Here is an 11,457-nt window from a genome sequence, read left to right as displayed (position 1 = left end):
CATGAGCCGACACTCTAAAACTGGAATGCGAATCTTTATCTTCATCTGGTTGGGTCAGATGGGTTCTCTAATCGGCTCGTCTCTGACAAGTTTTGCCTTAGGAATTTGGGTATATCAGAATACACAGTCTGTAACCCTGCTGGCTTTAATTCTCCTGTCTGCTAGCTTACCATCAAGCTTAATCGCCCCGGTGGCTGGTGTCTTGGTAGACCGTTGGCCGCGTCGTTGGGTAATGATTTTCAGTGATTTTGGTGCTGGTCTGAGTACATTGGCGATCGCTTTACTACTTTTCGCTGGTAAGCTGGAAGTCTGGCACATCTGCATCGCTTCCGCCGTCAGTTCTGGATTCAGCGCTTTTCAGTTGCCAGCTTATAGTGCTGCTACTACTTTATTGGTTCCTAAACAATACCTTGACCGCGCCAGTGGCATGATCCAGTTAGGACGGGGAGTCGCTCAACTCCTATCACCAATACTGGGGGGCTTACTTTTAGTCACCATTCAGCTACAGGGAATTATTCTAATTGATTTCCTCAGCTTCCTCTTTGGCATCATCCCTTTATTACTGGTGAAGTTCCCTGAACCGAAAATCACTAGTATAAGTCACCCTCAGACAGTTCAAAAAAGTTCCTTACTGCAAGAGGTTACCTCTGGCTGGGATTATATCACTGTCAGACCAGGGCTTTTAGGGCTGTTAATGTTCTTTACCATCAGTAATCTGCTTGTGGGAGCCGTTGAAGTGCTAATTAGACCATTGGTGCTGTCCTTTGCCTCACCTGCTGTCCTGGGTACGATGACATCCTTTGCTGGTATTGGTTTGCTAGCAGGCAGTTTGATTATTAGTACTCGTGGCGGGCCAAAACGATTAATTCACAGCGTGATTGGGTTTCAGTTACTTGGTGGGCTTTGTATTGTAGTTGCTGGGTTACGCGCTTCCGTCCCACTGATTACTCTCGCTGCTTTTCTATTCTTTTTCGGCTGGCCGATTATAAACGCTTGTGCTCAAGTTATCTTTCAAAAAAAAGTTGCCATTGATGTGCAAGGAAGAGTTTTTGCAATACGGCAAATGGTTGCTGATGCATCGTTTCCGTTGGCTTATGTCATCGCCGGGCCACTAGCTGACAAAGTATTTGAGCCTTTAATGGTTGCTAACGGCCCCTTAGCCGGAAGTATTGGACAAATTATCGGTGTTGGCCCAGGTCGCGGCATTGGTCTAATGTTAATCCTCATGGGAGCACTAACTGTACTAGTGGCTATAGCAGCTTACCAGTACCCTCGTTTACGGCTAGTAGAAGATGAACTACCGGATGTTATATGAATAACAATGTTGACTGTTGACTAAAAAAAAGATTTATGCAAGAGATGTCATGAACGCAATTCACAACAAACTATAAAAATCTCTTAACAGTCATCGGCGATCAGTCAACTATTGTGAATTGAATTAATCATAGATTTTTTGCATAAATAACTTTGGTATTGCTGACAATATTAATTAAAAGCTCACACAAAGTTGTAAAGGTGCAAAATAGACTCAAAAGCTAACTATTACAAGCTTAAGAAGCATCTTAAGCTCTTATCCTCCATGTCCTCTACGGTTCGTTTTTCCACAATCTGTGTGTAAGTCATAAATCTATGTCTTCAGGTTATTCAATATTTGTGTAATCGGTCTGATATTGCTAACTTACATTAAATTTTTAGGAGTAAAAAATGATATTAGCTACAGAAAAGGATATATCACATCTGGATTTGTTTTCAATTAATCAGGGGATTTTAGGGACAATTGGTAATACACCCTTGATTAAGTTAAACCGGGTTATGCAATGCGATCGCTTTCAACTTTTTGGCAAGCTAGAAATGTTTAATCCTGGAGGTAGCATCAAAGACCGTCCAGCTTTTAATATGCTCAAAAGAGCCTTTGAATTAGGAAAGATTGATTCTGAAACTACAATAATCGAATCTAGTTCCGGAAATTTAGGCATCGGCTTGGCGCAAGCATGTACTTTTCTCGGCTTACGTTTTATCTGTGTAGTTGACTTGAGAACAACACAACAAAATATCAATATTCTCAAGGCGTATGGAGCAGAGATTGTTCTAGTGGCAAAGCCAGATCCAATCACAGGAGATTATTTGCCAGCTCGAATTAATCAAGTGAGGTCATTGATTGCTTCTATTCCCAATAGCTTTTGGTGCAATCAGTATGCCAATTTAAATAATTCTTATGCTCATTATCAGACTGTACATGAAATTGTTACAGCACTACATGGACAGCTTGATTACTTGTTTTGTGCTACTAGTACTTGTGGCACACTTCGTGGTTGCTCTGAATATGTTAAGGGTAAAAAGCTCAAGACAAAAATTATTGCTGTTGATGTTGAAGGAAGTGTGATTTTCGGAGGTAAACGAGGTAAACGACTCATCCCTGGGCCTGGTGCAGCAAGAATTCCAGAGTTATTTGAACCTGGATTAGAGGATGAACATTTGTATGTATCTGATTTAGATTGTATTGTGGGTTGTCGTAGTTTACTCAAACGAGAGGCAATACTATCCGGAGGTTCATCAGGAGGAATTATCTCTGCAATTGCCAAGAAAGCACGAGAGATACCTAATGGTGCAAACTGTGTTGCTATTTTATGCGATCGCGGTGAACGCTACCTTGACACAATTTATTCAGATAATTGGGTTGAAAACCATTTTGGTAATGTTTCTTCTGCTTGGCAAGATTAAATTATCTGCAAAATCTTCATTTTTTAGGTATTTTCTATTTACTACACAACAGAGGTTTTTCGTATGAACGATGATCAAATACTTATTTTGAAAGGCGATGAAATTGTCTCGTTATTTCAAAACCGTGATTTGGAAATAATGCAAATCATTAAATCTGCTTATCAAACTTATGAACAAGGTAATAGTTTCTTGCCTCATTCTAGCTTTTTGCGTTTTCCACAAAATACTAAAAATAGAATTATTGCTTTACCAGCTTATTTAGATGGTGAGTTTGAGGCAGCAGGCATCAAATGGATTGCTTCTTTTCCAGACAATTTAGCTATGGATATGGAGCGAGCCTCAGCTGTGTTAATCTTAAATTCAACACAGAATGGCCGTCCCCAAGCTATGATGGAAAGCTCTGTGATTAGTGCAAAACGTACTGCTGCTAGTGCTGCGATCGCGGCCGATCATTTGCAGGGTGAGCAATCATTAACTAAAGTAGGTATGATTGGCTGTGGTTTAATTAATTTTGAAACCTTGCGTTTTCTCTTAGCTAGTCGCCCTGAAATAGAAACCTTATTTATTCATGATTTAAGTTTAGCTAGAGCAAAGCAATTCAAACTTAAATGTCAGCAGCTATGTGAGCATTTAAATATTCTTATTCTGGAAGATCCCAGCAGTGTTTTACAAGCTGCATCTTTAATATCTTTTGGCACAACAGCAAGTAAACCATATATATTCGATACTTTAGATAGTAATGCTAATAAAATAATCTTGCATATATCTCTACGAGATCTATCACCAGAATTCATTTTATCAGCCGACAATATTGTTGATGATATAGACCATGTATGCCGTGCTCAAACATCTATTCATCTTGCTGAACAACTCACAGATAACCGAGATTTTATTAGATGTAGTATAGGCAGTATTCTTAATGGTGTCGCTCAACCACGACAAGATAACAAAATTACTGTATTCAGTCCTTTTGGATTAGGCATCCTTGACTTAGCTTTAGGAAAGCTAGCCTACGATTTAGCTACTAAAGAAAATCAAGGAACAATTATTCAATCATTTTTCCCTATTTCCTGGCTACAACGCAATTAAATAATTCGTAATTCGTAATTCGTAATTCGTAATTAAGTTTTGTGACGGGGATTTAGACCCCGACCCAAAACTCGCTGTCTGTAGAGACAGGGGACTTAAACCCCCAAAGTTCGTTAATTCTACATTTTGCAGTATGTCTTAATTAGGAACTACGAATTAGTATCGGTTATTAGGAGTAATTGAAATATATGGCCATGCCCAAGAATTTAGAAAAGCTGCAATCTTTTTATGAGAGTCAGAACATGAAGCTCAAAAAACATATAAACTTTAATTTGACAGTGCCCTTATTTTTGGCTGTAATTGGAGTTGCGATCGCTTTCCCACTCTATATTTTTCTAAGTTCTCAATCTCCTAAGCAAAGTCAGAAAGCTACTACAGTAATTCCTACCTCTAAACCTGTTGTTAATGAAAGTGTTACTGCTTTAGGACGCATACAACCTAAGGATAAAATTATTAACCTCTCCGGTTCTTCGTCTTTTCAATATGCGCGGGTATCTAAGATTTTTATCAAAGAAGGAGATCAGGTTAAGCGTGGACAGGTAATTGCTATTTTAGACAGTTTAGCTAAACTACAAGCTGCTCTACAACAAGCTAAGTTAAAAGCCAAAGTTGCTCAAGCAGAGCTTGATAAAATAAAAAGTGGTGATGCCAAACAAGGAGAAATTTCTGCTCAGAAGGCACAAATTGCTAATATAGAAGCCCAATCTCAGGGAGAAATAGCTACTCAAAAAGCAAAAATTGCCCGTTTAGATGCAGAATTGAAGAACGCTCAAACAGAATATTCACGTTTTGAGCAGCTATATAAAGCAGGTGCGATCGCAGCTTCCGAAATTGATAGTAAACGTTTAAATGTTGCTACTCTTCAAGAACAAATCAATGAAGAAAAAGCTAATCTCAATAGAATTTTATCAACTTCTCCCAAGCAGATTTTAGAGAGTAAAGCCAACCTAGAAAAGCTCAAAGAAGTTCGTCCAGAAGATGTACAAGTTGCTCAAATTCAATATGAACAAACAAAAGCAGCCATAGTTGAAGCAGAGGCAGATTTAGATTTAGCTTATGTCCATGCTCCTGTAGATGGCACAATTTTAAAAATTCACACTTTTGCTGGAGAAAGCATTAGTGATAAGGGAATAGTTGATTTAGCTCAAACCAAAGATATGTATGTAATGGCTGAAGTTTATGAAACTGAAGTTGGTAAACTAAAAATAGGAGATAAAGCTACCATATCTAGTAGTTCATTGTCTAAAAAGCTAAATGGCAAAGTTGAGAAAATCGGTTTACAAGTTGGGAAAAAAGAAGTATTTAACGGGGATAAAACTCTAGACATAGATGCTAGGGTAGTCGAAGTTAAAATTCGTCTTAATTCATTGGATACCGAGGAAGCAGCCAAACTAATTAACTTACAAGTTGAAGTAAGAATTAATATCAATCCATAAATTTTTATTTAATAATGATTCCCAAAATACCTATAGCTTGGCTACAACTAACATACCAAAAGTCTCGTTTATTAGTCACTCTAATGGGCGTAACTTTTGCAGTATTTCTTATGTTCATACAATTAGCTTTTCGTGATGGTCTATATGAAGACGCAATAACTATACATAAAACCATTCAAGCAGATTTAGTTTTACTTCATGCTGACACTAACTACTTTTTCGGTATCAAAGAATTTCCTCGAAATTATTTATATATGATTTCAGGAATTAATGGTGTAGCATCAGCTAGCCCATTATATTTTGCCGATGGTAAATTTAAAAATCCTGAAACTTCAGTGACAGAGACTATAGGAGTTTGCGCGTTTAGACCCGATCAACCAGTTTTAAATTTACCAGATGTGAATCAGTTATTAGATACTTTACAAAAACCAGATACGGTTTTATTCGATAAATTATCACGAGGTGAATATGGCCCTATTGCTTCAGATTTTCAAAATAAAGGTTTGATTACTACTGAATTATCAAATCACAAAATCAATGTTGTTGGTTTATTTTCATTAGGAGGAGGAGTCATGTCTCAAAATGGGCTGATCATTACTAGTGATTTAAATTACTCTCAATTACTTAATGTGCCGCTAGAAAAAGTTGCTGTTGGAGTTGTCAAACTTGCTCCAGGTATTCAACCAGAAAAGGTAATTGAAGAATTCTCCAAAAGATTCCCTGACAAAAATGATGCTGTTCCTGTCAAGTTAATTACATTAAATAAATTCATGGAACTGGAAAAAGAACATTGGAAGAATTCCACTCCAATTGGATTTATTTTTAATTTAGGTACACTTATAGGTTTAGTTTTTGGTGGAGTGATTGTTTATCAAATTTTATATGCACAAATTGCTGACAACCTATATATATATGCAACATTCAAAGCTATTGGATATTCTAATTTATATTTAGTAAGTACTGTCATTCAACAAGCTGTTTTAATGTCATTGATGGGGTACATTCCTGGATTTGCTCTATGTCTTTATCTATATAAATTTGTTCAAGATGCAACTCGTCTACCCATGTTTATGACTTTGAGTCGAGCCATAATTGTCTTTCTACTCACAACTACAATGTGTTCAATCGCTGGCTTACTAGCTATGAATAAACTACGTTCAGCTGATCCTGCCGATCTCTTTCGCTAATTAGTAGGGAGTTAGAAGAATAAATCATGATAAATGACAAATAACAAATAACAAAGATGCAACCAGTTATTAAAATTCAAAATCTTAATCACTATTTTGGTAAACATTTATTACGTAAGCAAGTTTTATTTGATATTAATTTAACAATGCAACCGGGTGAAATTGTAATTTTGACTGGGCCTTCTGGTTCGGGAAAAACAACTTTATTGACTTTAGTTGCTGGTTTAAGGTCAATTCAAGAAGGAAGTGCTAAAGTATTAGACTGTGAACTTTATAGAGCTAGCGATAAACAACTTCTGCGATTACGTCGCCAAATTGGTTATATTTTTCAAAGACATAATTTAGTACCATTTTTAACAGCTTCTCAAAATGTGCAGATGTCCCTGAATTTGCATCATAATCTTTCTAAGCGCGAACTAGATAAAAGAGCAGAGTTAATACTAGATGTAGTTCACTTAATGCACAGGATAAATTACTATCCTGAACAACTTTCTGAAGGACAAAAGCAAAGAGTTGCGATCGCTAGGGCTTTGGTTAGTCAACCGAGAGTAGTTCTTGCTGATGAACCAACTGCTTCTTTAGATAAAAATAGTGGACGTGATGTTGTTGAATTGATGCAACAACTTGCAAAAAACCAAGGTTGTGCAATCTTGCTAGTCACTCATGATAACCGCATCCTTGATATTGCTGATCGCATTATTCATATGGAAGATGGGTGTTTGTATTAGCGCATCCGTGAGAGTTTAGAATAAAGCGCTTTTTGTTAATCAGCTAAAATACTCAAAATAGTCTTAAGAAGAATGATAATCGTGTATGGGGAGAGGGGGATAAATTCAGCTTGGTGACTGGCTTTCGGAGATATTTAACCACGCCTAAGTCTTGATTCTCTAGGGCAGCAAAGTCAGTAGGCCGAAAACTTCTGCGATCGCTACCCTTAGCTTTTGAGATGATTTATAAAGGTCAAAAACAAGGTAGGATTCCGGTTAAGTAATCACCTCACAAAATCGCGTTGCTCCCCTGGTTGTATTAGTTGGGCTTTTGGAGCAACAGACCTCTCTTTGTCCCAAGGAGATCATGACTGATACAAGCGGTTACAGTGATATGATATTCGGTCTTTTCTGGCTACTGGGCTACCAGTTCAGCCCCCGCCTGGCTGATGTGGGGGAGGCATTTAGATCCAATACTAAATGATGACGTTGTAATTGAGCAAAATTGAAAATGCGATACCAGTCAGGGTCAGGGCTGTTTCTTAACTTAGTGCTATTGGATCAAAGCATAATCAAACCCAGTCTTATACCCAAAGCAACAGCCTCGGTGCGGCTGGAGACACTGAGCTTTTGAAAAATGGACGAGAGATGAAATTTGACGGTATGCTCAGAAATATGTAAACGTTTAGCGATCGCTTTATTTCCCAACCCTGACCCCAGCATGACTAAAACTTCTATCTCCCGTGGTGTCAGGCTTTTTACAGGATTTGTGACTACTTTTTCTCGAATAGACAGTAATTCTACAGCATTCGGGTGCAGCACCAGCAAACCAGAAGCGATCGCTTCCACAGCAGCGACAATTTCTGACTCTGTGCTAGTACTGGGCAATATCCCCCGGATACCAGAACGTAACGCCGTCTCTAAGTCGATGCTGTCGAGATCCTCAACAATGACAATCATTGCCAATGGGTATTGATCTTCTTGAATGACCAGCAATTTTTCCCACACTGATTGTTGAAGATTACCGCTTAAATCTACCAGCACCACATCTGGTTGTAATTGCCCAACTTCCCTTGTCAATACATCCAAATCGGATGCACTCCCTACAACCGTCAACCGAGGATTGGTAGTCACCACAGCTGATAACCCTGCCCGCACTACAGGGGAAGTAGCAACTACCATCACCTGGATCATGTCGCCTCCACAGCAGTTTTCCCAGCTTGCACTGCAACATAAATCAGGAATTGCTGCCCACCGCGTAGGAGTTGTATCGGCATTGCTTTACTTTCATGGAGATATTTAGTTAAGTCATTCATACTAGTGAATAATCGCCCCGAAACTCCAACTAAAACATCGCCGATTTGCACTCCAGCAGTTTCTGCCGCACTGCCAGGTAAAATTGACAACACCAATAAACCCAAGCTACGCCGATCTAAAAGCACAGGTTGCAGTGTGACTCCCAGTTGCTCCCGCCGATTTGCCTGTAAAAAACGCTCAACGGTGTTGCTCTTAACTGCCACAGCTAAACCATTGACAATCATGGTGTTAATTCCGACGACAAGACCTTGACAGTCGGCAAGTGGCCCCCCAGAATTTCCCGGATATAACTGTAAATCGGCCATAACTGCTTGCTGATTATTTGCATAGATAATCCCAGTTGTCACAGCACCACTGTCAGCAAAGGGATTACCCACCGCCAAGACTAATTCACCCACTCGTAGCGCCTCAGAATTACCGATGGTTGCAGCGGTTAAATCAGTGACGACAATTTTTAACGCTGCTAAATCCTGCTGTGGATCAAATTGTGTACGCACCGCATCAAATACCCTGCCGTCTGCCAATTCCACAGTTGCGCGGTTGCTGGTTGCGACGTGGGCATTAGTGATAATTAGTCCGTCAGATTGCCAAATTACACCAGAACCGACTCCCAGAGAGCCGCTTTTCACTTTGACAGTGCAATCGCGTAACCTAGCAGCTACCTCTGTCAATTCCGCAGCAACGTTAGTTAATGTTATGTTTGCCATCATCTCAAAGTTCCGAATTCCTTTCTTACGAATTACAAAGGTCGTTCGCCAACTGCCACAGCTAACTCAACTAACACTCCACCCCGCACAACTTGTACGTTGACAGCTTTACCAATGCGATCGCTATTATTAAGCAGCGCCAGCACATCACCTGTATCGCCCACAGTTACGCCATCGAACGTTACCAAAACATCGCCAAGCAGTACACCTGCATTTTCAGCGGGGCCTGAAGCCTCAACATTAACGACGATTACACCAGTTGCAGAACTTAAATTGAGAGCAGTTGTTAGATTCTTTGGTAAGCGTACAGGTTGCATTCCCACACCCAAGTAGCCCTTGTCAATGCGTCCTTTTGCTACTAATTGGTCAATGACGCGATCAACTGTAGCAGTGGGGATAGTCAGAGCAGTACCACGTCGCCCCGATGTATTCATACCTACCACAAAACCAGCGGCATCCACGAGCGGCCCACCTGCAAAACCAGAGTAAAGGGTGATATCTGGACGGATGAATTGGTCAATATTCCCGCCATTCATACTCCGCCAAGCACCGCTAACCACACTGACCGCACCCATCGCCGCCCTTAAGTCACCTTCGCTACCTCTTGCCAGTCCTAGCACCAGATGACCGACTTTGAGCGTTTTGGCATCGCCAACTTTTGCCACAGGTATTTCTACATTTTCTAGCTTAAAAACAGCTAAATCAGTGCTAGAATCATGACCGATGAGTGTTATCGGTGCAGTGCTACCATTTGACAAGGTAATTATGATATCGTCATAGCGCTGGAGAGACTCATCAGAGGTAACAATGATGCCATTACGCCAGTGAATGCCACTTGGGGAGAGACGTGTACCCCCATTTACCGCAACCACAGCACTCCCGGCTTGTTCTACGGTGTCAGCTAAACTGTTGGATAAAGCCAGTAATGAAGACATAAGATTTTTCCGCCAACGTTCTTAGATGTTCATATCGTGCCGTTTGATCAACACAGATGGCATCGGAAAAATGGGGAGATTTCATCCTAGAAAAATGGCTAGTACAGCACGGCGTAAATCCACTTAGGAACGTGGATTAAATAAAATGCAATAATGTTTGGGGAATGTCAAGAGATTCCGTGTCAATACCTGGTGTTTGTAACTCTATATTGTTCGTGACTGACACCGAATCACAAGAAAATGCTTCATCCCGATTAAACCACTGCCCGAAAATCGAATCACGCTGATCATCAGGGGCAACGAATTGATAAACGCACTCCCGATTTTCCCTCCTCCGTTTGGGATACCAGCAGTCATCATCCTTATTTAGGATAGAAAACCAGCGTCCGCAATTCAAGACTTTCTCTAGCTGGGGCATCTGGTGGGCTTGTTGGGTCATCAAACGCAGTATGAGCAGGAAACCTCGCCCGTCCGTCCTCTGCCGAGTCAAAGCACTTAAACAATAGTGCCTCCGAGGGTTGCATTTGGGGGAAATAGAACCATTGATGTGTTGGATTATAGGTTATTAAGTAGCTTTCACCAACGTAATCGCGGTACACGAGGTCACTAGCTACTAGGTCTGTTGGTGCGATACTTTGAGCGTCGCACACGGCTAAAGGTGACTCATAAACTGGGGCGAACGCTCGCCAAATGTTAATGAAAGCAAATCTTTGCTGTAGCAATTCATCAATGTTATCTATCCCCCTCAAGGTCAATTCCTTGCGTGCGCGAGTATAGCCAGATTTGGCTGTCACGTCGTTATGTACACGCTTGATCGGCTCACTGATCCCGCTTTCACCGGATAAAGAGCGTTGAGCGTTACGGAGAGTGTGATCGAATATCACCACCTTTTGGGCACCTGTTACCTCTTTCAAGAGTTGCTCGGCTTCAGGATAATAGACACGAAGAATCTCATCTTCGTCATAAAAATTGCGGACACTGCTATGAGCTACAACTTGTCTAAAGCCTTCTCGATCTAGGGATATGTCTTGTGAAACCGCCCGGATATTATAGATTGGCATCAAGTGTGTCTCGAACTTCCGGTTGGATGGTGGAATCCCTGGTGGTGGTTCGTAGGCATAGATGACAGGTTTTTCTGCCATTGGCGTAAAGTAAGTTAGTTTTGCCTCAACATGCGGCAGGTCAAGTAAAAAACTACTGTCTAGGCTCATAAAACATCCTTTTTCAGTATAGTTAAATACTTAAATTTGAGTAATTATAAGCTGTGTGTCCCGTTTGAGTGAGCGGACTAGTACCGCAAGGCGTAATTCGTAATTCGTAATTCGTAATTCGTAATTCGTAATTCGTAATTCGTAATT

Annotated in this window: 10 protein-coding genes and 1 pseudogene; 7 read left to right on the top strand and 4 right to left on the bottom strand. The window is 40.4% G+C overall.

The window, feature by feature from the left end; genetic code table 11:
• Nucleotide 1 precedes the first annotated feature (1 nt).
• From HWQ36_RS27950 to HWQ36_RS27920, 7 genes and pseudogenes are all read left to right on the top strand, one after another.
• Nucleotides 2–1,315, top strand: coding sequence for an MFS transporter (locus HWQ36_RS27950; protein ID WP_292708894.1), 1,314 nt, complete (start codon nt 2–4; stop codon nt 1,313–1,315).
• Between the two features lie 389 nt (nt 1,316–1,704).
• Nucleotides 1,705–2,721, top strand: coding sequence for a 2,3-diaminopropionate biosynthesis protein SbnA (sbnA, locus tag HWQ36_RS27945; protein ID WP_292708892.1), 1,017 nt, complete (start codon nt 1,705–1,707; stop codon nt 2,719–2,721).
• 63 nt (nt 2,722–2,784) lie between these two features.
• Nucleotides 2,785–3,810, top strand: a complete 1,026-nt coding sequence (sbnB, locus tag HWQ36_RS27940; protein ID WP_292708890.1) for a 2,3-diaminopropionate biosynthesis protein SbnB — start codon at nt 2,785–2,787, stop codon at nt 3,808–3,810.
• Between the two features lie 194 nt (nt 3,811–4,004).
• Complete coding sequence (locus tag HWQ36_RS27935; protein ID WP_292708888.1) at nt 4,005–5,246, top strand: ABC exporter membrane fusion protein; 1,242 nt, start codon at nt 4,005–4,007, stop codon at nt 5,244–5,246.
• Nucleotides 5,247–5,260: 14 nt separating this feature from the next.
• Nucleotides 5,261–6,433: an ABC transporter permease DevC gene (devC, locus tag HWQ36_RS27930; RefSeq protein ID WP_292708886.1), complete on the top strand. Its 1,173-nt coding sequence runs from the start codon at nt 5,261–5,263 to the stop codon at nt 6,431–6,433.
• Nucleotides 6,434–6,480: 47 nt separating this feature from the next.
• Nucleotides 6,481–7,161 (top strand): DevA family ABC transporter ATP-binding protein, encoded by a 681-nt coding sequence (locus HWQ36_RS27925; protein WP_366829833.1) that lies wholly within the window; start codon nt 6,481–6,483, stop codon nt 7,159–7,161.
• A 277-nt stretch (nt 7,162–7,438) separates the two neighbouring features.
• Nucleotides 7,439–7,603, top strand: a pseudogene (locus HWQ36_RS27920) (Tn3 family transposase); the annotation flags it as partial.
• Between the two features lie 98 nt (nt 7,604–7,701).
• Here the strand turns inward: HWQ36_RS27920 and HWQ36_RS27915 are convergent.
• The 4 genes from HWQ36_RS27915 to HWQ36_RS27900 form a co-directional block, all read right to left on the bottom strand.
• On the bottom strand, nt 7,702–8,334 hold the full coding sequence (locus HWQ36_RS27915) for a response regulator transcription factor (protein ID WP_292708882.1): 633 nt from the start codon (nt 8,332–8,334) through the stop codon (nt 7,702–7,704).
• A complete protein-coding gene (locus HWQ36_RS27910) occupies nt 8,331–9,167 on the bottom strand; it encodes a trypsin-like peptidase domain-containing protein (RefSeq protein ID WP_292708880.1) in 837 nt (278 codons plus the stop codon). Before HWQ36_RS27910 ends, HWQ36_RS27915 begins: the two co-directional genes overlap by 4 nt.
• 29 nt (nt 9,168–9,196) lie before the next feature.
• Nucleotides 9,197–10,099, bottom strand: a complete 903-nt coding sequence (locus HWQ36_RS27905) for a PDZ domain-containing protein (protein ID WP_292708878.1) — start codon at nt 10,097–10,099, stop codon at nt 9,197–9,199.
• Nucleotides 10,100–10,461: 362 nt separating this feature from the next.
• On the bottom strand, nt 10,462–11,310 hold the full coding sequence (locus HWQ36_RS27900) for a CmcJ/NvfI family oxidoreductase (RefSeq protein ID WP_292708876.1): 849 nt from the start codon (nt 11,308–11,310) through the stop codon (nt 10,462–10,464).
• Nucleotides 11,311–11,457: the final 147 nt, after the last annotated feature.

The sequence above is a fragment of the Nostoc sp. NMS2 genome, assembly GCF_017115105.1.
Classification (GTDB): domain Bacteria; phylum Cyanobacteriota; class Cyanobacteriia; order Cyanobacteriales; family Nostocaceae; genus Nostoc.
The sequence above is the reverse complement of the archived record's forward strand: the minus strand, read 5'-3'. Positions and strand labels throughout refer to the sequence as shown.

What these genes read in the sequence shown, in the direction of transcription:
- HWQ36_RS27935 (WP_292708888.1), top strand. Translation starts at nt 4,005, where the DNA reads ATGCCCAAGAATTTAGAAAAGCTGCAATCTTTTTATGAGAGTCAGAAC.
- devC (WP_292708886.1), top strand. Translation starts at nt 5,261, where the DNA reads ATGATTCCCAAAATACCTATAGCTTGGCTACAACTAACATACCAAAAG.
- sbnA (WP_292708892.1), top strand. Translation starts at nt 1,705, where the DNA reads ATGATATTAGCTACAGAAAAGGATATATCACATCTGGATTTGTTTTCA.
- HWQ36_RS27905 (WP_292708878.1), bottom strand. Translation starts at nt 10,099, where the DNA reads ATGTCTTCATTACTGGCTTTATCCAACAGTTTAGCTGACACCGTAGAA.
- HWQ36_RS27910 (WP_292708880.1), bottom strand. Translation starts at nt 9,167, where the DNA reads ATGATGGCAAACATAACATTAACTAACGTTGCTGCGGAATTGACAGAG.
- HWQ36_RS27915 (WP_292708882.1), bottom strand. Translation starts at nt 8,334, where the DNA reads ATGATCCAGGTGATGGTAGTTGCTACTTCCCCTGTAGTGCGGGCAGGG.
- HWQ36_RS27900 (WP_292708876.1), bottom strand. Translation starts at nt 11,310, where the DNA reads ATGAGCCTAGACAGTAGTTTTTTACTTGACCTGCCGCATGTTGAGGCA.
- sbnB (WP_292708890.1), top strand. Translation starts at nt 2,785, where the DNA reads ATGAACGATGATCAAATACTTATTTTGAAAGGCGATGAAATTGTCTCG.
- HWQ36_RS27950 (WP_292708894.1), top strand. Translation starts at nt 2, where the DNA reads ATGAGCCGACACTCTAAAACTGGAATGCGAATCTTTATCTTCATCTGG.